The organism is Streptosporangium sp. NPDC006930, assembly GCF_040635605.1.
Lineage (GTDB): Bacteria > Actinomycetota > Actinomycetes > Streptosporangiales > Streptosporangiaceae > Streptosporangium.
The window spans coordinates 250,301-270,428 of record NZ_JBEYID010000007.1 but is presented as its reverse complement, the minus strand read 5'-3'; the positions used below and the strand labels follow the sequence as shown (position 1 = coordinate 270,428).

Here is a 20,128-nt window from a genome sequence, read left to right as displayed (position 1 = left end):
CCGCGGTTCGCGGGGCCGTCGGACCGCGGGGAGGTCCCTCCCCGCGGTCCGGGTTCCGTACGGACGGTGGCCACAGGAGCCGGCCGAATACCGAAAGGCGCGCCCAAGACAATAAGTGTACTTTTCGACAAAAGTGTCTTTAATGGCGAAAGTTCCGGAAACTAGAGGGTCGGGAGTGGAAGTCGGTCTCTTTTTCATCACATGATCCGATATGGCAGCGTGGATCGTTCCCACCTGGCACTCTTGTCGAGCCGCATCACGGCCTTCCCTTCTTTTCTGGAGTTCCATATGCGTTTCAAGACGCCTCTGGCGATAGCGGCTACCGCGGTTCTCGCGGTCGGCATGTCCGGCATCACCACCGCCTCCGCCGCCCAGACCTCAGGCGCCGACCTCATCTATGCGTGCAAGCTGAAGAGCACCGGTCTGGTGCGTCTGGTCTCCGCCACCACGAAGTGCAAGCCGACCGAGGTCAAGACGTGGTGGGCCAAGCAGTCCGCCCAGGGCCAGAGCACGGTCGCGGGCCCCGGCCCCCAGGGACCCGCCGGGCGTGATGGCAAGGACGGCAAGGACGGCGTCGGAACCCAGGGGCCGGCCGGACCTCGCGGCTACCAGGGGAAGACCGGCCCGCAGGGACCCGCCGGTCCGGCCGGCCCGAAGGGCGCCCCCGGTGAGACCGGCCCTGAGGGGCCCCAGGGCCCCGCGGGGGAGGACGGCGGACTTCCCGCCATCTACGCGTACAAGGTCGGTCCGGTGTGGACGACCTGCAAGCTGCTGCCCGGGTACGCCATCGCCGCCTACGACTGCAAGGTCACCAGGGAGCCGGCGAAGGAGCGCTCCGCCCCCACTCCGACGGCCACCGCCTCGCCCTCGCACACCCCCACCCCCCAGTAGCCGCGCACCGCGAAGAGCCTCGTCCTTCATCTCGAAGACGGGGCTCTTCGGCTTTCCACGTGGGTCGAGGGCGGAGCGACCCGCTCCCGACCCGCGCGCAGGGAACCGCCCCGACCTCGCTGCACGCTCCCGAGGGCGCCGAGGTCAGATGCCGCGGCGCATCGACCTGGTGCCCATCGCGAGGCCCGCCGCGGCGACGGCGCAGGCCCAGAGCGTTCCGTACAGCACCGAGGCGTCCGCGAAACGGCCGGCGAACAGTGCCCGCTCCGCGTCCACGATGTGGGTGACCGGGTTCAGTGTGGCGGCGACCTGGAGCCACGCCGGGCCGAAGTCCATCGGCAGCAGCACGCCTGAGAGCAACATCAGCGGAAACAACACCAGTTGGGTGACGCCGTAGAACAGGTTGCCGCTCGGAGCGGAGGCGATCGCGAGGGTGAAGGAGAGCGCGCCCAGGCCGATCCCGAACACGGCCAGTATCGCCAGTCCGGTCAGCACCCCCGGCAGGTGCGGGCGGAAGCCCAGCGGCACCGCGAGAACGATGATCAGCACGGCCTGGGCGAGCAGGATCACGAACTCCTTCATCGTCCGGCCGACGAGCATCGCCGTGCGGTTCAGCGGGGTGACCAGCATGCGCTCCATCGAGCCGCCGATCAGCTCCACCAGCAGCGAGTATCCGGCCATCATCGGCCCGGACAGGCACATCATGATCAAAATACCGGGCACGAACCACTGCCACGGCGAGCCCTCGAAGCTCCACGTTCCTCCGAGCAGCGGGCCGAACAGGAACAGGAAGAGCAGTGGCTGGCCCATGGTGAACAGGAGGCCGAGGGGTTCGCGCGGCACGGGGGCGAACTCGCGGGAGAACACGGTCACGGTGTCGCGGAGGAAGGATCGTACGCGCACGGGGCGGCCTTTCTTACCGGTGGGGAGGGGGCTGCGCGGGTAGGTGCCGCGCGGGCCGCGGTCGCTGGGCGCGGCCGGTCGGCGTGCGGGGCTGTGTGGGCAGGAGGTGTGCGGGCCGTGGTCGTTGGGCGTGGCCGGTCGGCGTGCGGGGTGCGCTGACACCGGTCAGGCGTCGTGCGCACCGGCCGCATTTGCGCCAGGGCTCTCGTCGCTCTCGCGCAGGCTGCGGCCGGTCAGCGCGAGGAACACGTCGTCCAGGGTGGGCCGGGCGGTCTCGGCGGTGGCGACCTTCACCCCCGAGGCCTCCAGGGAGCGCAGATACTCCGGCAGCGCCGCGCCCGCGTGGGGGACCCGCAGCCGTACCGTCGTCCCGGCGACGGTGACCGCGTCCGATCCCGCGATCCGCGCGGCGACCTCGGCGGCCCTCACCGCCTGTGGCTCGTCGTGGACGGTGACCGTGACGCGGTCACCGGCCAGATCACCCTTCAGCCGATCGGCGGTTCCGTCGGCGATGATCCGGCCGTGGTCGATGATCACCACCCGTTCGGCCATCGTGTCGGCCTCCTCCAGGTAGTGGGTGGTGAGGAAGAGGGTCGTGCCGTGCAGCGCGCGCAGCCGCAGGATGTGCTCCCAGATGTTGGCGCGGCTCTGCGGGTCGAGGCCGGTCGAGGGCTCGTCCAGGAACAGCAGGCCGGGCCGGTGGATGAGCCCCAGGGCGATGTCGAGGCGGCGGCGCTGGCCGCCCGAGAGGGTGCCGGGTTTGCGGGTGGCCAGGGACTCCAGGTCCAGCAGGCCGAGGACCTCGTCGGCCCGCCGGTGCGCCTCGGACCGGCGAAGGCCGTAGCAGCGCGCCTGGGTCACCAGCTCGTCGCGGACCCGGAAGTTCTCGCCCGAGCCGTTCTTCTGGCCGACGTACCCGATGCGAGCGCGGACCCCCGCCGGATCCGACACGACGTCGCGGCCCGCGACGGTCGCGGTTCCCGACGTCGGCGGGAGCAGGGAGGTCAGCATGCGCAGGCTGGTGGACTTGCCCGCGCCGTTCGGACCGAGGAAGGCCACCAACTGGCCCTCCTCCACATCGATGTCGAGGCCGCGTACGGCGTCGACGACTCCTTTCCCGACCTTGAATCGCCGGGTCAGCCCTCGGGCATGGATCATCGTCCCCTCCTCGGGGTGGGCGGTCGGTGGCATGCCGAAGAAACCCCTGGTCGGGGGCCCGGCTGGAAGATGACTCATCCTTACCCATGGGATCCGGGCGAGGCAAACGTGAAACGTACATTCACATTTGCTCTGACCTGCGGAAACGCGCGCTCACCCGACCGATGGGAACGTCCTTTCCGAAACTCCCCGGAATTGGGATCCACGGGCTGACCTGGGCTTTTTCATATCGGGCCGGAGCGACGGGAAACGATGTGATTTTTTTCTTTCCGCCGGAGATTCCCGGACGCGGTGACGCCCTCCGAGTCTCGGGAACGCGAAAGAGCCCTGGGCGCCGGATCGGCGCCCAGGGCTCGGTGGTCAGGCCACCGCGCGGTCGTGGGCCGTCAGCCGGGGCCCGCGGGACGCGAAGGTCAGGAGTCCTGCCACGACAGGGCGAGGGTGGTGTGGCGCTTGCGCAGAACCAGTACGCCGGGCGGAGGGGCGTCCCGGTAGGCGTCGATGTGGAGCCCTGTCGTCATGGGCCTGTCCGCCATGTCCCACGCCTGGATGTGGGCGACCATCTCACGGGCCAGCCGCACCCTGTCAGGCCCGTGGCCGCGCGCGATCAGCGTTCCGTCCGGTGACGGCTCCAGCAGGCAGAGATTGTCGCCCTCGACGATGCCGACGGCCATCCTGAACCCCGTCGTGTCGAGCGGGGGCGAGGCCAGCCACCCGGGCCGAGCCTCCGAGATCGTGCACCAGCGGGGCTCGTGCACCGCGAGCCACAGGCTCAACCCGTCGAGGAGCTGGGAGAGGCTGACGCTGATCTCGGTGGACAGCTCGACCACGGGCCCGTCGAGCGCCCCCAGCACGTCGCCGATCTCGCCCGCCTCGGGCAGTGAGATCATCAGGTCGGACTCCCGGTCCAGCACCAGGGTCGTCTCGGGGCCCGCGAAGGGTCCGCGCATCCGCATGAACCCGCAGGGCAGCACCGAGCGGCTCGTCCAGTGTCCGTTGTCTCGTTCCATCGCCACCGAGCGTTGCACCCCACGCAGGTCCAGCGGGACGACGAGGCGCCCGCCGGGCGCGAGCTGCTCCAGCCAGGCCGGGGCGAGATCCCACACGCCCACGGTGGCGATCACCCGGTCGTAGGGCGCTCCCGGTGCGAACCCCTCGGATCCGTCGCCGCACGCGAGTCTCACCTCGGAGTGCCCCGCGGCCGACAGGTGCTCCCCGGCGAGCGCCACCAGGTCGGGGTCGATGTCGACGCTCACGACCTCTCCCTCCGGCCCCACCAGGTGGGCGAGCAGGGCGGCGTTGTATCCCGTCCCGGTCCCGATCTCCAGCACCCGCTGTCCCGGCTCCACCCCGAGCTGGTCCAGCATCAGAGCCATGATCGCCGGCTGGGAGGAGGAGCTGATCGGAAGGCCGTCCGCGTCGCGCTTGGTCACGATCGCGTCGTCCTGGTAGACGGCCTGAGCGGGAAGCTCGGGCAGGAAGACGTGCCGTGGCACCGCCAGAAACGCGTCGGCCACGGCCTGGCTGATCCCCCGGGCGCGTACTTGCGAGACCATTTCCTCCCGTAACACGTGCCACCCAGTCATCGTTGACCTCCGTGCCGTATGCGTATGTGGCGGCCTGAGCCATATGCCCCGTCAGGCGAAAAACGTCCGTATGTTAGATGTCGTATGAGAAAACGAAGCCTGCGGGCCGTGACGGTACCTCGCATATGGGAGCCACGCAACGTCCGCGCGGACGGGAAATTCTGGTGCCCGACCGGCTGGGAATGTCGTGAAACGGCTTTAACATCTCTGCATGAACAGTGATTTCGACTTCCTGCACGGCACCTGGGACATAGACAACCGCAGGCTCCTCAAACCGCTGAGCGGAGACGACGAGTGGGAGGAGTTTCCCAGCGTCGCCGTCTGCCACGGCTTTTTCGACGGCGCGGGCGTTTTCGACGAGATCACCTTCCCCACGAAGGGCTTCAAAGGGGCGTCGATACGGACCTTTGACGTCGAACGCGAACTGTGGGCGATTTACTGGATCAGCAGCGAGACCGGAGTCCTCCACAATCCCGTCTTCGGCCGGTTCACCGACGGGAAGGGCGTGTTCTGCGGCGACGAAACCTACGAGGGCACACCCGTCCGGATGCGATACACCTGGTCGGAGATCACGCCGAACTCGGCCCTGTGGGAGCAGGCGTTCTCCGCGGACGGGGAGAAGACCTGGGAGACCAACTGGACGATGAGGCACACCCGCCGCGCATGACACGGCACGGGTGAAGGGGTGGGTGGAGGGCGGAATCGGCCGCCCTCCACCTGTGGCCCTGGAAACGTGGACCGCCGTCCGGCATTCGGGGGACGGAGCCGGACAGCCATGAATCTATGCGTCCACCGGCATGATGTATGCGTAGAAATGCACGCTTATTGCAGGCAGAACTCGTTGCCCTCCGGATCGGTCATGACGGTCCAGTATTCGCCGTTCTCCTCCGCCGTGCGAACCTCGACGGCGCCCAGAGCGGCGAGCCGTCCCGCCTCCGTCTTCACACGCTCGCGGCGCTCCTCCAGCGACGTGCCGGGTGAACCACCCACGTTGACGTCCAGGTGGACGCGGTTCTTGGCGGTCTTCCCCTCGGGCACGCGCTGGAAGTAGAAGCGAGGTCGTCCCTCGGCCGGGTCCACGATGGCCGACCAGTTGGAGCGCCGCTCCTCGGGGATGCCCTCGGCCTCCTCCCAGGCCTCCCAGCTGCCGAACCCCTCGGGGGGCGGCTGAAGGCGGTAACCGAGGGCCTCGGCCCAGAAGGCGGCGAGCGACGGCGGATCGTTGGCGTCGAAAGTGATCTGGATCTCCATGGGGACCCCTATGCCCATTCGGCGAGGATCCTGGCCTCCTTCTCGGGATCGATGCCGTGGTTGCGGAACGAGCGCTCCGCGGGAGGGACGTCGCGGAGCCACGCCCAGGTGTCGCGGACGGTCTCGGGGACGGGGCGGCAGGTCAGCCCGGCCGCGATGGCCTTCGCCGACGACGGCAGCCAGACCGCGGCGAAGTCGGGGCCGGCCGGTACCCAAACCGGGAACTCGCTCCACGGCGCCACCTCGCGGTCGAGCAGGAACCGGTCGTCGACCCAGACGAACTCGGCGTCCGAGCCGGTCGCCGCCCGGCACTCGGCCAGCCAGTCGCCGTAGGTGATGTTGCCCCGCACCCCGGAGGCGAGGAAGCGGTCGGCCTTGCCGGCCTCGGTGCGGTCGAGGACGAACGCGGCGAGGTCACGGACGTCGATGACCTGCATCGCGCGGTCCGGGTCGCCGGGCGCGAGCACCCGCCCGCCCCGGGAGATCCGGTCCAGCCACCAGGGCAGGCGGCCCACGTCCTCGTACGGGCCGAGGATGAGACCCGGCTGGACGATGAGCGCCTTGCCCTCGAAACCCTCCTCCACCGCCCGCTCGCACCCCGCCTTGAGCGTGCCGTAGTCGCCGTCCTGCGGGCCGGCGTCCGGGGCGCACTCGTATCGGGGCGAGCTCTCGTCACACTCCCGCACGGGGAAGTCGGCGATCGCCGAGATGCTGGAGATGTATGTGTAGACGCCCGCCCGGCCGTTGAGCCTGCGCACCGACTCGCCGACCACCCTCGGGACCCTGCCCATGACGTCGACGACGGCGTCCCACTCCCGGCCCTCCACCAGGCGGTCCAGATCTTCCGGCACCTCGCGGTCGCCCCTCACCGCCTCCACACCCGGCAGGTCCACCCCGCTGCGCCCTCGGTTGAACGTCGTGACCTCGTGCCCGCGCCGCAGCGCCTCTTGTGTGATGGCCCGGCCCAGGAAGACCGAGCCACCGATGATCAGGATTCTCATGCGCCCCATCCTGGGCGCCCGGCAGATGCGCGGCTACCGGCGTTCACCCCCGGCGCAAGCCGTCCGCTCAGAGCGGACGGCTCGCGATCGGGGGATGCTCCAGCAGGTGCACCCGGGCGGTGCCGATGTCGAAGTACAGGCCGACCAGCTCCAGGTGCCCGGTACGGAACAGCCGGTCCACCTGCGGATAGGTCCGCAGGTTCTCCAACTGCTGGAGCACGTTGACCCGGCAGAGACGGTCCAGCGGTCCCTCGTCCTCACCGGCGCTCTCGCCCGCGATGAACCGCGCCAGCGTGTGGTTGCCGTGGCGCAGCCAGCGGCCGAGCGCGGGCAGGTCCGCCGCCTTCTCACCACCGCTCAGCAGCGTGGCCATCCCCCCGCAGCCCGAGTGCCCGCAGACCGTGATGGTGCGGACGTTGAGCGCCTTCGTCGCGTACTCGATCGTCGCCGCCACCGAGTCGTCCGCCGGCACCGACCCCAGCCGGGGCACCAGGTTGCCGATGTTGCGGACGGTGAACAGGTCGCCGGGGCCGCTGGCGGTGATCAGGTTCGGCACGATGCGGGAGTCGGCGCAGGTGATGAAGAGATGTGAGGGCTCCTGCCCGCGGGCCATGTCGTGCAGGAGAGGGCGGACCAGCGGTGCCGTACGCCGGTGGAACTCACGCGCCCCGGCGAGCAGATTGGGCACGGCGGGACTGTCGTCGCGGGGCGCCTGCCGGGCGACCGCCTGCGGCCTGCGGCCCGCCCCCTGCCCGTTGCGCCGGTGCGACCAGGGCAACCACCACCGGTCGGGGGCGCGAGGCGGGGTCTTGGCCGGGAACACCCTGGCCCCGCTGGCCGCCATGGCATACCACTCGTCATGGATCTCGTCGATGTCCACGGTCCCGCCGCCGCGCTCGTGCTCGTTCCGCCAGTTGTGGATGGCCTCGAAGGCCGCGTTGTCCATGAAGTCGATGTTCAGGTCGAGGTCGACCGTGGTTCCCGCGGGGATGGCACGCAACTCCGAGGTGAGCGTGGGCACCCCCAGGAAGGTGAGAGAGCCGCCGATCACCACGTGCCAGCGGCCGTCCGGCTCGGCCGTCGCCCGCACGGTCACCCGGGTGAGGCGACGCAACGCGAACAGCGCGGCGAGGCCGAAACCGACCAGCACGCCCTCGGCGAGGCCAAGCAACACCACCCCGGCCATCGTGACGACGTACACCGGAACCTCGCTGTGGCCGCGCAGGTTGCGCAGATGCCCCATGTTGACCATCTGCACACCGATGAAGACCAGCAGCGCGGCCAGCGCCTCCATCGGGATCAGCGCGATCATCCATCCCAGCCCGACCGCGAACAACAGGATCCAGAACCCGTGCATGATCGTGGACCAGCGGCTTCGGGCACCGGCACGGACGTTGGTGGTGCTGCGGACGATGACCCCGGCCACGGGCAGCCCGCCCAGCGCGCCGGTCACCATGTTGGCCACGCCCTGGCCGGTGAGCTCCCTGTCGAGGTCGGAGCGCCTGCCGTCGTGCAGCTTGTCGACCGCCACCGAGCACAGCAGCGACTCCACCCCGGCCAGCAGGGCCACGAGCAGCACCGCCCCGATGATCCCGTGCCAGTCGCCCCTGGGCCAGGCGGGTCCGGCCCAGGCGTCCAGACTGGCCGACAGGTCGATCCTGGTGACCTCCCAGTCGAGCGCCCAGGCGGTCACCGAGGAGGCGAGCAGGGCCGCCAGCGGTGCGGGTATGGTCCGCAGCTGCTGCGGCAGGCGCGTCCAGGCGATCAGGACCGCGATGGTGAGCAGGCCGACGAAGACGGCGTGCGTGTGGTTGTGGATGATCTGCTGGGGCAGCTCGATCAGGTTCTCGATCGCGGAGCGCTGCGGGCTCCCGCCGAGCACCACGTGCAACTGGGCGAGGGCGATCACCACCCCCACCCCCGCCAGCATGCCGTGGACCACGGCGGGGGAGACCGCGAGCGCGGAACGGGCGACCCGGCAGAGACCCAGCAGCAGTTGCAGGACGCCCGCGAGTAAAGTGATCATGCAGGTGGCCCGCCAGCCGTACGTCACCACAAGATCGGCGACCACCAGGGAGAGCCCCGCCGCGGGCCCGCTCACCTGCACGACGGAGCCGCCCAGGAAACCCGCCACCACGCCGCCCACCACGCCGGCGACGAGGCCCGCCGCCAGTGGCGCTCCCGAGGCGACCGCGATGCCCAGCGAGAGGGGCAGGGCCACCAGGAAGACCACCAGGGAGGCGGGCAGATCGTGCCTCAGCACAGCGGTGAGACCACTCTTTGTCAGAACACCGTCGCTCTTCGTGTCCGTCTCCATGGGGCAGACCATACGGTGCTGCCCCTCGGCACCTGGGCGTTTACCCGAGGCCTTTACGGAGGACGGAAAGAATTAGCGGTAATAGTCGGGGTAGTCGGGCTCCTGGACCCGGTGATGGTTGCCGCGCGAGCTCGCCCGGCCTCGTGCGTCGGTGCCGGTGGCCGCGGCCTCGGGGGCCGGTGCCGTGCCGTAGAGCTCGCCGTAGCTCGGCCAGCTCGTCGCGTCGCTCCCGTTGGGGGTGCCGGGCTCGGGCCACGCGGCCGGGCTGGCCGGGGTGGCGGGCCGGGGCTCGTAGCCGTATCCGCCCCCCGCCCCGCCCCGCGCGTCGGCCGGACGCTCAGGGGTGGAAGAGAAGGTCCTGGAAGGGCCGGTCGAGGTGGAGACCGCCGGGCTCGGGCCGGTGACCGCGTCGTCCTCGAAGGTGGCCCAGCCCGAGCTGACCTCGTACGAGCCCGCGGGCGGAGCGCCGTATACCGGTGTCTGGTACGAGGAGTAGGACGGGGCGGGGTCGTCGAGGATGTCGGCGGTGTTGACCGCCGGCCAGCCCCCCGAGGAGGGGTTGGTGGCCTGCGCCCACGCGTTGTCCGTCGCGTTGTCGTCGGGCTTGGGCGGCTGCGGCGGGTTGCGGTAGGAGGCGGCGAGCGGGTCGGTCGCGGCGGGGAAGCCGCCGCTGGTCGTGGGGCCCATCGGGGGCATCGGGGGAGGCGTCGGGACGCCGCCACCGGCGGGACGGCCACCGGCGGGACCGGGGCGGCGGGCGCCGGAGGTGCCGGTGCCGTTCGCCGGGGAAGCCGGAGAACCGGCGTCGCTGGGCCGGGAGGCCGCGTTCGCCGTGGAGCCCGCGCCACGGCGGGAGTAGGAGCCGCCGAGAGGGTCGTTCAGCGGGTCGGGCCGGGACGGGCCACCGGCGGGGGTGGACCGGGATGTGCCGCCGCCCGGGGTGGGCCGGGGCGAGCCGCCACCCGGGGCGGACTGGGCCGCCGGTTGGGAGGACGTCCTGCTGCCGCCGCGACGGGAGCCGGACCGGGAGGAGCGGGAATCGCCGAAGGCGCCGGGGGTGGGAGCCGCGAAGGTCACGGTCTTCTGCTCGGCGAGCGAGGCGGCCGTCGGAGCCGGGTTCGGCTGGACCGGGGCGACCAGGTCGGAGAGGCCGGAGGGCAGGGAGGAGGAGGCGATGGCCGGCTCGGGGGCGGGCCTGGCCGGTGGGGCCGGGGGCCGCTGCGGGGTGTTGCGGGACGGCTGGGGCCTGGTCGGCAGCGGAGCCTGCACGGTCACCGCGTCGGCATCGGCCTTCTGATCCTCCTGCTCGACGGGACGGCTCGCGCCCATCCGGGCCGCCAGGGATCCTCCGAAACCACCCTCGTCGGCCTGGAGTCGCGTCCAGTAGTCGTCGTCATAGTCGTCCACCTGGCCGAACTCGTTCATCCCTCGCTTGCCCCGAGAGCTCGGCGGCCGCGGCTGGCGCGGTGGCTTCGGCTCGTCGAACGGGGTCAGATCGGGGGTGAAGTGGTTCATCTTCGGTTCTCTGGTGGCGAAGTCGTCGCTGGACATGGTCTGGGTCAGCGCCTCCTTCTCCGCCATCTCCCGCAGACGCTCCGGGGGAAGGGCGCTCTCTCTGCGGTTCATCGACCGCATTCCCAGTGCCACGACGACGAGCACGAGGAGCACGACGGCGACCAGGCTTACTACGACCGCGATCATTGCACCACCCTCAAGGCCATGGCCTTACAGCGGCGCCGGTGAGGTCGCGCGGCCATCGACGCGACCTTCCCCCATGCATCACCTGCGCTTGGACATTGGATCTGATTGTGTCGGACCACTATGAGCGTTGTCACACCCTAAGTGAAGAATTGGTAACCATTACTACCTCCGGTGTTTGGCCGGTTACTCGATGTGCGCCGCGGTGAGCCGTCCCCAGGCGATCGTCTTGTCCGCGATGCTCTTCAAGGTCTCCTCGAGGAGGGCTCCCTTGCGAAGCTCGACCTTGCCGGTGAGCGCGTAGACAGTGAAACGATAGTTCTCCTGGGCGTCGCACGGAGGGCTATAGCCCACCTTGCCGCTCGTCGTGCTCCCTTCGATGGCGCCCACCGGAACGCTACCCTCTGGTAACTCGTTGGTGCGCGGATCGATGTCGAAAACGACCCAGTTCACCTCGCCGCCCGTCCGGGAGTTGCTGTCCACCACGATCGCGACGGACTTCGTGCCCTCCGGCACGCGTGACCAGCGCAGTGGCGGGTTGCCGACCGAACCCTTGCACGAGTAGTCGGACGGCAGGGGGCCACCGTCTCTGACCTGAGGACTGGAGACGCTGATCGGCTCCAGTTGCAACCGTTCGGCCGAGGCCATCCCGCAGCCCGAGGACATGACGACGAGCGCCGTGGCCACCGCCACTCTCGGGGTGTGCCACGGGCGGCGCGTAGACGTTTTCGGCTGCCCCATGCCCGATGATGCTACGCGTGTCTGGAAGATGCGCAGACCGGATCGCGAGGTTCGGCGGCGGGAAAAAAGTCGGAAATCAGGGTAAATCGAGGGATGGAAGGGGTTGGAGTGACTTCCAAAACGAGTTTCGCCGGACCGCGCGGGGGCCACAGGGACCCATCCATCAGTGACCCGTCAGTGGCCCGAGGTGAGCCCCGAGGACCTCAGTCGCCGCCCAGCTCTCGGTAGGGCTTCCTGAGCAGGTCGACCAGCGGGATGTGCCGCACCTTGACCGCGGGCGGTTCAAGGGCCCGCAGCAGCAGGTCGGCGGGGGCTCCGGTGCTGTCGGGCCGGGGGCGCAGGCGGTTCAGGGAGACGGCGGGGGAGTAGAAGTCCCCGATCCGCTCCTCGAAGGTCCGCCCGTCGAACGGCCTGTCGCCGGATCCGGAGTCGTCCATGTCAGCTCACCGCCCCGGGACCGAGCAGGAACAACTCGCGCAGCTGGTCGGTGGACAGGTCGGTGATCCAGTCCTCGCCGGTGCCGACCACGCTCTGGGCGAGGGCCTTCTTGCGTTCGATCATCTCGTCGATCCGTTCTTCCAGGGTGCCGAGGCAGATGAACTTTCTGACCTGGACGTTTCTGGTCTGGCCGATCCGGAAGGCCCGGTCGGTGGCCTGGTCTTCGACGGCGGGGTTCCACCAGCGGTCGACGTGGACGACGTGGGTGGCGGCGGTGAGGTTCAGGCCGGTGCCGGCGGCCTTGAGCGAGAGCAGGAACAGCATCGGCTCGTCGTCGTTCTGGAAGCGCTCGACGAGCGCCTCACGCCTGTTCTTGGGCAGTGCGCCGTGCAGCCACAGCACCGGCCGGTCCAGGTGGGCGGCGAGATAGGGCTGCAGCATGGCGCCGAACGCGGCGTACTGGGTGAAGACCAGGGCCTTGTCGCCCTCCTGGACGATCTCCTCGGCGAGCTCCTCCAGCCGGGCGAGCTTTCCCGACCGGCCCGCCAGCCGTGAGCCGTCCTTGAGCAGCTGGGCAGGATGGTTGCAGACCTGTTTGAGCTTCGTCATGGTCGCGAGCACGTTGCCCCGCCGCTCGATGCCCCTGGAGGCGTCGATCCTGTCCAGCATCTCGCCGGTCACGGCCCTGTACAGCTCGGCCTGCTCGGGGGTGAGCGTGCACCAGACCTTCATCTCCTGCTTGTCCGGCAGGTCGGAGATGATCGAACGGTCGGTCTTGAGACGCCGCAGCACGAACGGGCCTGTGGCCCGCTTCAGCGCCGCGGTGGCGTCGGGGTCACGCCGCGTCTCGATCGGCTCCTGGTAACGGGTCCTGAAGCGCCTGGCCGGGCCGAGCAGGCCGGGGTTGCAGAATTCCATGATCGACCAGAGCTCCGCCAGATGGTTCTCCACCGGCGTGCCGGTCAGCGCGAGCCGGGTGCGGGCGGGGATGGAGCGCACCGCCCTGGACTGCCGCGCCGAGCTGTTCTTGATCGCCTGCGCCTCGTCGCAGACCACCCGCTCCCAGCCCAGGCCCGCGAGCGCCCCCAGGTCCCGCAGCGCGGTGCCGTACGTGGTGACGACCAGGTCGGCCTCCCGTACGGCGGCGGCGAGCTCCTCGTCGCGCCTGCGCGCGCCGCCGTGGTGGACGTGGACACGCAGCGAGGGGGCGAATCTGGACGCCTCCTTCTGCCAGTTGCCGAGCAGCGACATCGGGCAGATCAGCAGCGTCGGGGCGGGCGTACCGCTCTCGCGCTCGGAGAGCAGGAGCGAGAGGGTGGAGACGGTCTTCCCGAGCCCCATGTCGTCGGCGAGGATTCCCCCCAGGCCGAGCCCGGAGAGGAAGCTCAGCCAGGACAGGCCGCGCTCCTGGTAGGGGCGGAGAGACCCGCGCAGCGCCCGCGGCGTGGGCACCGGGGTGAGACGGCGGTCGGCCTCGCCGGAGAGAAGATCACCCAGAAGGCCGTCGGCGTCGACCGTGATCAGCGGCAGCCTCTCGTCGCCGCCCTCCACGACCTCGCGGATCACCTCGCCGACGGTCCTCTCGCCGCCGCCGCGCTCCTCGATCACCTTCAGGGCCGCCTTGACCTGCTGGTCGTCCAGCTCCACCCAGCGGTCCTCGACCCGCACCAGGGGGATGCGGCGCCCGGCCAGCTCGGCCAGCTCCTCCGCGCCGATCGTATGGTCGCCGACGGCGACGTCCAGCCGGACGCTCACCCGCCCGCCGAGCCCGGCCCCCTCGTTCTCGCCGCCGGTGAGCGCGCGGGTGGTCAGCTTCAGGCCCAGCCCCTGGCGCCCGGCCCAGGAGGGCAGTCGTACGCCGTATCCCGCGGCCCTGAGCATGGGCGCGCCGTTGCGGAGGAACGAGAACGCCCACGCCGTCTCGACCGTGAGGGTGACCGGCTCGGGTGCGCGCAGCGCGATGTGGAGGTCGGGGTGGAGACGCACGGCCCGGCCGAGGTCGGCGCGGATCAGCTCCTCGGGCCGCTCGGGCAGCCACGGCGCCCGCTCGCCGGCGCGGATCCGCTCGACCGGCAGGTAGGCGTCCGGTTCGTCCGTCGGTGCGAGGCCGAACTCGACTCTCCAGGAGTCGCCGTCGCCGACGGGCTCGATCAGCCGGAAACAGACCCTGACCGGTCCGCCCAGCTCGTGTGCCGCGTCGAACCAGCCGGTCAGGGCCTCGCCGAGCGCCGCGACCTCGTCCGGCCTCGCACCCGGGAGTGAGGCGTCCTCGGCGGTCAGCGCGTACAGCCAGCGATCGGCCAGGGCGGTCTTGGGGCCGGGGCGGTTGCCGAGGATGAGCCGGCCGGGCAGCGACAGCCGCGCCGCGCCGTCGACCAGGCCGTCCAGCGCCTCGTCCAGCACCTCCCTCGGCGGTCTCTCCTGGGCCACGGCCCTGCACACCGGCGGCATCGCGTCGGCGAGGCCGGGCAGCGCGGCCAGGTCGGCGCCGGTCAGCACCGGGCGCCAGCGGGCCGCGTGGACGTCACCCTCGAAGGCGAGCTGGGGCAGGATCCGGCCGCGCCTGACCAGGCCGCGAGCGTGCTCGGCGACCACGGCGAGGTAGCGCAGGGAGAGGGCGGGCTCCCACGTGAGGTCCTCCGCGCCGCGTCCGCTCCCGGAGACGAGATCGGGAGGTGTGGGGCCGGGATCGGGCAGCGAGCCGAGCAGACGGAGCGCGTCGGCCGGATGGAAGAGCAGGGCGGGCACCCGCCAGGCGGAGATCCTGGGTCTCCGCGCCCGGCTCGCGAGGCCGGAGTCGGGAGAGGGCAGAGGGCCCGAGGCCGAACCGGGAAGCAGGACGACGAGCTCCCCTTCGACGGCCGTGGTGTTCGTCAGGACCGTGACGGTCCCGGTGCTCGTGGCGCCTGGGAGGTGTGCGACAGCGGGGACGCCCGCGACGGCGGGGATGCCCGCGATGCCCGGGGCGGCCCCCTGGGGTGCCGTCCCGCCCCCGCGGGCCCCGTCGGCACCTCGGGGAAGGGGGGCGTCCGAAACCTCGCTTAGAGCGGCATTTAGGGCCTCTCCGTAATGATCACCTGAAATTTCACCAGTTCCGCCCAGGGCCGCGGCCAGCGCGGCCGTGGACGCCGCGAAGGGATGTGGGCGAAGAGCGGCGCGGGAAACGGACGTCGAGGTCTGGGCGGTGTCCTCCGCCCAGACACCCACGAGCCCGTTCACCCACGCGCCATGGACCACGAGCACCTGACCACACCTCTGGTTCTTCCGATTCCGGTTCGTCACCATGTGGCGGACGCGAACGCCCCCGCGAGCCCGGCCTGCCGACAGATTAGACGTGGCTGCGGAACGCGCGGATCGCCAGAGGCGCGAAGACCAGGGCGAAACCCGCGGCCCAGAGCAGCGAGAAGAGGGCGGCCTGGCCGATGTCGCCACCGATGAGAAGGCCGCGGATGGCGTCCGCCAGGTGCGTGACGGGGTTGATGTCCGACCAGGTCTTCAGCCAGGACGGGAAGGTGGCGGAGGGCACCAGCGCGCTGCTGGTGAAGGTGAGCGGCATCATCGTGGAGAAGGCGATCATCTGCACCTTCTCGGGACTGGAGGCCTTCAGGCCGATCAGCACCGACATCCAGGACATGGCCAGGGCGACCACGACCAGCAGGGCGAGGGCACCCAGCAGGCCGAAGACGCTGGTGGTCACCCGAAAACCCAGCACCATGCCGAAACCGATCAGCAGGGCGAACGCCCACATCTGCTTGACGGTGTCGGCGATGATGCGCCCCGACAGCGGCGCGGTGCGGGCGATGGGCAGGCTGCGCAGCCGGTCGAAGACACCCTTGGTGATGTCGGTGTTGAGGCCGATGGCGGTGGACAGCGTGTAGAACAGGGCGTTCTGCACGAGCAGGCCAGGCAGGGCGAACTGCAGGTAGTCGCCGGTGGACCCGGAGATGGCGCCGCCGAAGACGTAGGTGAACAACAGCAGGAACATGATGGGCTGGATGCTCAGGTCCAGCAGCTCCCACGGGTTGTGCTTGATCTGGACCAGACTGCGCCAGGCGAGTGTCATGGTCTGCTGCAGCGTGGCCAGGGGCGTGACGCGCTTGGCGGCCACCTGCGGGATGGTCGTCGTCAGCGTGGTCATGCGAAGGCCTCTTCCTTGCGCGTGGTGTCCTCGCCGTCGGGGGCACCGTCTTCGTCCGGCAGGTGGCCGGTGAGGGACAGGAACACCTCGTCCAGACTGGACTTGCGCAGCGCGAGCTCCGAGGCGGTGACGCCCTGGTCGTCGAGGAGGCGCACGATCGCGGGGACGACGGCGGGGTCGTGAACGGGGGCGGTGGCCTTGCCCCCGCCGAGGTCGGGCGTCTCCCCGAGCACGTCGGCCATGATCGTGCCGACGAGCTGGAGGTGCTCGGCGAGCAGGGGGCGCACCTCCAGGACCTGGGCGCCGGTGGTCGCCTTGAGCTCGTCGGAGGTGCCGGAGGCGATGACCTTGCCGTGGTCGAAGACGACGATGTCGTCGGCGAGCTGGTCGGCCTCCTCCAAATACTGGGTGGTGAGCAACACGGTGACGCCGTCGGCCATCAGGCCGCGCACCACGTTCCACAAATCGGTGCGGCTGCGCGGGTCGAGCCCGGTGGTGGGCTCGTCGAGGAAGAGCACCTGAGGACGGCCGACCAGGCTGGCGGCGAGGTCAAGGCGGCGGCGCATGCCGCCGGAGTAGGTCTTGGTGGCACGTCCTCCCGCGTCCGACAGGTCGAAGCGCTTCAACAACTCGCCGGCGCGCGCCCGGGACTCGGCACGCGTCAGGCCCAGCAGGCGGCCGATCATCGTCAGGTTCTCGACGCCGGTGAGCATCTCGTCGACGGCGGCGTACTGCCCCGTCAGGCCGATCAGCGAGCGCACCTGGTGGGCCTGGCGCGTCACGTCGTAGCCTCCGACGCTGGCGGTGCCCGCGTCGGGACGCAGCAACGTCGCCAGGACGCGCACCGCGGTGGTCTTGCCCGCCCCGTTGGGGCCGAGCACACCCAGCAGGCGCCCCTGCGGCACGACGAGATCCACCCCGTCGAGCGCGCGGGTCTCCCCGTAATGCTTCACCAGGCCCTCGGCCTGGATCGCGTAGGTCATCGTTCACGCCTTTCCATAGTCACGGATCTCCAGCATGCCCTGCGCCACCGACACTTCTTCGACCTCCGGCCGGGGCGAAGGCGGTGAATCGCCCCGCCTTCGCCACGGTGTCCGCGGGAGCCCGTTCCGTGACACGACCGGAACGCCCTTCGGGACAGGAGCGTTTAGGCTGACAGCGTGAGCGACCGAGTCGATGAGCACAGCGCGGCCCTCGGGGGAAGCGAGAGGGCCGAGGCGGGCGATCCGCCGGGTGGGCGCCGCACGGGCGTTCCCCTGCGCGCCCCCGCCAACCCGGTCTCCCGCAAGGCCATCGTTTTGTGGCTGCTGGACGGGCTGTTCTGGTCCGTTCTCCTGGTCGTGGGCTCCTTCACCCTGGCCGGGTGGATCGCCGACGACCGGTGGTCCTGGCTACCAGGCTGGGTGCTCGAGAACATCGGGTGGCTGCCGTGGCTGATGGTGTTGCTTCTGATCCCCGGCACGCTCGTCGAGCCGTTCTGGCGGTACGCCGTGCACCGCTGGGAGCTCAGCGGGGACGTCGTCTACGCCCGTTCCGGGTGGCTCAGCAGGGAGTGGGTGTTCGTCCCCGTCAGCAGGATCCAGACGGTCGACAAGGCACAGGGCTGGTTCGAGCGCATGCTGGGACTGGCCACGGTCGAGATCCGCACCGCCTCGCACGCGGGCTCGTCCACGATCAAGGGTCTTGAGTACGGGGTCGCCGCCGAGCTGGCCGAGGGCCTCGCCCGGCGCGCCGAGGAGCTCAGGGACGACGCGACGTGACCGATTCCTCCTCCGATCGTCCACCGGCAGGGCATACGCCCGGCGAGCGCCCACCGGCCGGATCCGGTCCGCGGATCGGGCCGGGTGGTCCAGAGGCGGGCGCGTGGGTCGCGCCCGACGGAGGCGGCGAGCCGGATGCGCCGCATTCGCCGCCCGTCCGAACCGGCGCAGGACCGGAGCATCCACGTGTGCCCGACGGTGGCATGGACGCCTGCGTGGCAGGCGTCCCACCTGGCCGAGACGGTGCCGGGCCGGATGTCCCGCACGTCCAGGGGGGTGCCCCGCACGGCTGGGCCGGCGGCGGCCCGGGTTTCCCGCGCGGGCCGGGCGGCGACATGGCCGGACCGGGAGCCGGACCGGGAGGCCCGCCGACGGAGAGACCTCTGAGGCTCAGCCCGAAGGTCCTGCTGACCGATCCGATCCGGATGCTGCCCTCGCTGCTCCTGCCACTCGCCGGTCTCCTGTTCCTCGGCGGCTTCTCCCTGGGATCCTTCGGGTGGGCCGGGACGGCGGTCGTCGGCTCCGTCGTGTTCGCGGCCGCGCGCTGGCTCACCTTCACCTACCAGATCGTCGGTGACCGGCTGGAGCTCACCCGGTCACTGATCAGCAGGTCGGTGCGGACGATCCCTCTGGAGCGGATCCGTGGCGTCGACGTCAGCGCCCCGCCGCTGCACCGCCTGCTCGGCATCGCCGTTCTCAGGATCGACACCGGCGCGAGCGGCGACGAGAAGCAGGAGGGCGAACTCGACGGGGTCACCGTCGAGGAGGGGGAGCGGCTCAAGGCCGTGCTGCTCTGGCACGCCCGTGCCCGGACGGCGAGACGCGTCCAGGCGCGTGGAGCGGCGCCGGTGGCCGGTGCCGCCTCCGGCTCCGATGAGCTCGCGGCCGGTGCGCCCGATTCATCCGGTATGCCCGTCGGGGCGCGGGAGGAGTCCGCCGGATCCTCCACCCGCCACGAGGTGGGCGACACGACCCCCGAGCGGGTGTTCTTCGTGATGCCGAGGAAGTGGCTCGTGTACGGCCCTCTCTCCGGCGCCTACCTGCTCACCCCCTTCGCACTGGTGGCCGGTGCCGTGGGCGCGGCGTTCCAGTGGGGCAGCGAGCTCAGAGTCGACAGACGGGTCGTGCTGGACTTCGGGGAGTGGCTCTGGGGGCATCCGCTCCTGCTCGTCGCGGCCCTGATCCTGCTGTTCCTGGCGATGCCGGTGATCGCCGCGATCATGTACGCGGTGTTCAACTGGAACTTCACCCTCCGCGCCGCCGACGGATACCTGATCGCCGGGCGCGGTCTGGTCACGCACAGGAACGTCTCCCTGGAGCGGCGCAGGGTGCGGGGGTTCGAGTTCGTCGAGGGGCCGGCCGAGCGCTGGGCGGGGCTGGGCCGCGCGTGGGCGATCGTGACCGGTCTCGGCGACTCGGAGACCAGGGGCCAGCTGATGCCCGTGGCCCCGAGGGACACCGTGCTCGAGGTGGTGGGCGAGGCGATCGGCCCGATCGCCTCAGGGCTGCGGCCACACCCGCCGGCGGCGCGCAGGCGCAGGCTGTTCAGGGCGATCTTCCCGTGGCTGGTGATCGCCACGTGTGCGGTGACGGCCGCCTGGACGTGGTCCGGGTTCTGGTGGGCGCTCGCGGTGCCGGCCCTGCTTCTCGCGCTGCTGGGCGTCCCGCTCGGTCTCGATCGCTACCGTTCCCTCGGACACACGTACGACGGGAGCCGTCTGTCGGTCCGGTCGGGGTCGCTGCGGCGTTCCCAGGCGGTGGTGGAGCAGCGGGCCGTGGTCGGCTGGACCCTGAGGCAGACCTGGTTCCAGCGTCGCGCCGGTCTGCTGACCGTGATCGCGGGCGTGGGGGCGGGCACCGGTGGCTACGCGGCCATCGACGTCGGCGAGGCGGAGGGACCGGCCTTCGCCGTCGAGGTCACTCCCGCCTGGCTCGCCCCGTTCCTCATCCCGCACGCGCCCGCGACTCCGGGGACCTCCGGCAGTCCGGAGCCCTCCGCGCCCGGCGGGCGGCTCTCGCCCTGAGGGGTGCGCCTTTCTGAGGCCTCCTCGTTCTTGCGGCAGGCCGGGGCCTCGCGGCGCCGAAACCCAGGGTGCCCACCTCTCGGGGACTCCGCACACCCTCATGTCCACGATCGTCGAGGTCGTGGGGGCGGCCTCACGCATCTCACGTTCTGGGTCCGCCGAGGTCGTGGACGGCCCCTCGCGCCCAGGGCCGGCGACGACGAGACGGGGGTGACCGGGAAC

The 20,128-nt window shown here is 70.8% G+C and carries 16 protein-coding genes; 4 read left to right on the top strand and 12 right to left on the bottom strand.

The window, feature by feature from the left end; all coding sequences use genetic code 11:
- Positions 1-288: 288 nt before the first annotated feature.
- Positions 289-891: a hypothetical protein gene (locus ABZ664_RS15435; RefSeq protein WP_362508947.1), complete on the top strand. Its 603-nt coding sequence runs from the start codon at positions 289-291 to the stop codon at positions 889-891.
- A 144-nt stretch (positions 892-1,035) separates the two neighbouring features.
- Here the strand turns inward: ABZ664_RS15435 and ABZ664_RS15430 are convergent, their stop codons facing one another.
- The 3 genes from ABZ664_RS15430 to fxlM all read right to left on the bottom strand — a co-directional run bounded on the left by ABZ664_RS15430 (position 1,036) and on the right by fxlM (position 4,538).
- Entirely contained in the window at positions 1,036-1,734 is a 699-nt protein-coding gene (locus ABZ664_RS15430) for an ABC transporter permease (RefSeq protein ID WP_362509246.1), read from the bottom strand.
- 225 nt (positions 1,735-1,959) lie between these two features.
- Entirely contained in the window at positions 1,960-2,952 is a 993-nt protein-coding gene (locus tag ABZ664_RS15425; protein ID WP_362509243.1) for an ATP-binding cassette domain-containing protein, read from the bottom strand.
- 413 nt (positions 2,953-3,365) lie between these two features.
- The gene (gene fxlM, locus ABZ664_RS15420) at positions 3,366-4,538 is read right to left on the bottom strand and encodes a methyltransferase, FxLD system (RefSeq protein WP_362508944.1); all 1,173 of its coding nucleotides are present in this window, start codon (positions 4,536-4,538) and stop codon (positions 3,366-3,368) included.
- A gap of 211 nt (positions 4,539-4,749) precedes the next feature.
- Here fxlM and ABZ664_RS15415 point away from each other — a divergent pair, with 211 nt between their 5' ends.
- Complete coding sequence (locus tag ABZ664_RS15415) at positions 4,750-5,205, top strand: hypothetical protein (protein WP_362508941.1); 456 nt, start codon at positions 4,750-4,752, stop codon at positions 5,203-5,205.
- A 155-nt stretch (positions 5,206-5,360) separates the two neighbouring features.
- Here ABZ664_RS15415 and ABZ664_RS15410 read toward each other — a convergent pair whose 3' ends face one another.
- The 9 genes from ABZ664_RS15410 to ABZ664_RS15370 all read right to left on the bottom strand — a co-directional run bounded on the left by ABZ664_RS15410 (position 5,361) and on the right by ABZ664_RS15370 (position 17,105).
- Positions 5,361-5,807 carry a VOC family protein gene (locus tag ABZ664_RS15410; protein WP_362508938.1) on the bottom strand — a complete coding sequence of 149 codons (447 nt, stop codon included), beginning with the start codon at positions 5,805-5,807 and terminating at the stop codon, positions 5,361-5,363.
- Positions 5,798-6,790, bottom strand: a complete 993-nt coding sequence (locus tag ABZ664_RS15405) for an NAD-dependent epimerase/dehydratase family protein (RefSeq protein ID WP_362508935.1) — start codon at positions 6,788-6,790, stop codon at positions 5,798-5,800. Before ABZ664_RS15405 ends, ABZ664_RS15410 begins: the two co-directional genes overlap by 10 nt.
- A gap of 67 nt (positions 6,791-6,857) precedes the next feature.
- Positions 6,858-9,107: a bifunctional SulP family inorganic anion transporter/carbonic anhydrase gene (locus ABZ664_RS15400; RefSeq protein ID WP_362508932.1), complete on the bottom strand. Its 2,250-nt coding sequence runs from the start codon at positions 9,105-9,107 to the stop codon at positions 6,858-6,860.
- Positions 9,108-9,179: 72 nt separating this feature from the next.
- A complete protein-coding gene (locus ABZ664_RS15395) occupies positions 9,180-10,808 on the bottom strand; it encodes a hypothetical protein (protein WP_362508929.1) in 1,629 nt (542 codons plus the stop codon).
- Positions 10,809-10,991: 183 nt separating this feature from the next.
- Positions 10,992-11,546: a YbhB/YbcL family Raf kinase inhibitor-like protein gene (locus tag ABZ664_RS15390; RefSeq protein WP_362508926.1), complete on the bottom strand. Its 555-nt coding sequence runs from the start codon at positions 11,544-11,546 to the stop codon at positions 10,992-10,994.
- A 203-nt stretch (positions 11,547-11,749) separates the two neighbouring features.
- A complete protein-coding gene (locus ABZ664_RS15385; protein ID WP_362508923.1) occupies positions 11,750-11,983 on the bottom strand; it encodes a hypothetical protein in 234 nt (77 codons plus the stop codon).
- 1 nt (position 11,984) lies between these two features.
- Positions 11,985-15,227, bottom strand: coding sequence for a DEAD/DEAH box helicase (locus ABZ664_RS15380; protein WP_362508920.1), 3,243 nt, complete (start codon positions 15,225-15,227; stop codon positions 11,985-11,987).
- An 85-nt stretch (positions 15,228-15,312) separates the two neighbouring features.
- The gene (locus ABZ664_RS15375) at positions 15,313-16,122 is read right to left on the bottom strand and encodes an ABC transporter permease (protein WP_362508917.1); all 810 of its coding nucleotides are present in this window, start codon (positions 16,120-16,122) and stop codon (positions 15,313-15,315) included.
- On the bottom strand, positions 16,119-17,105 hold the full coding sequence (locus ABZ664_RS15370) for an ATP-binding cassette domain-containing protein (RefSeq protein WP_362508914.1): 987 nt from the start codon (positions 17,103-17,105) through the stop codon (positions 16,119-16,121). The genes ABZ664_RS15375 and ABZ664_RS15370 overlap by 4 nt, the downstream gene beginning before the upstream one ends.
- A 177-nt stretch (positions 17,106-17,282) precedes the next feature.
- On the opposite strand from ABZ664_RS15370, the gene ABZ664_RS15365 reads away from it, so the two are divergent.
- Together ABZ664_RS15365 and ABZ664_RS15360 are read left to right on the top strand one after the other, a co-directional pair.
- Positions 17,283-17,882: a PH domain-containing protein gene (locus ABZ664_RS15365; protein ID WP_362508911.1), complete on the top strand. Its 600-nt coding sequence runs from the start codon at positions 17,283-17,285 to the stop codon at positions 17,880-17,882.
- 188 nt (positions 17,883-18,070) lie between these two features.
- On the top strand, positions 18,071-19,906 hold the full coding sequence (locus ABZ664_RS15360) for a PH domain-containing protein (RefSeq protein WP_362508908.1): 1,836 nt from the start codon (positions 18,071-18,073) through the stop codon (positions 19,904-19,906).
- Positions 19,907-20,128 lie beyond the last annotated feature (222 nt).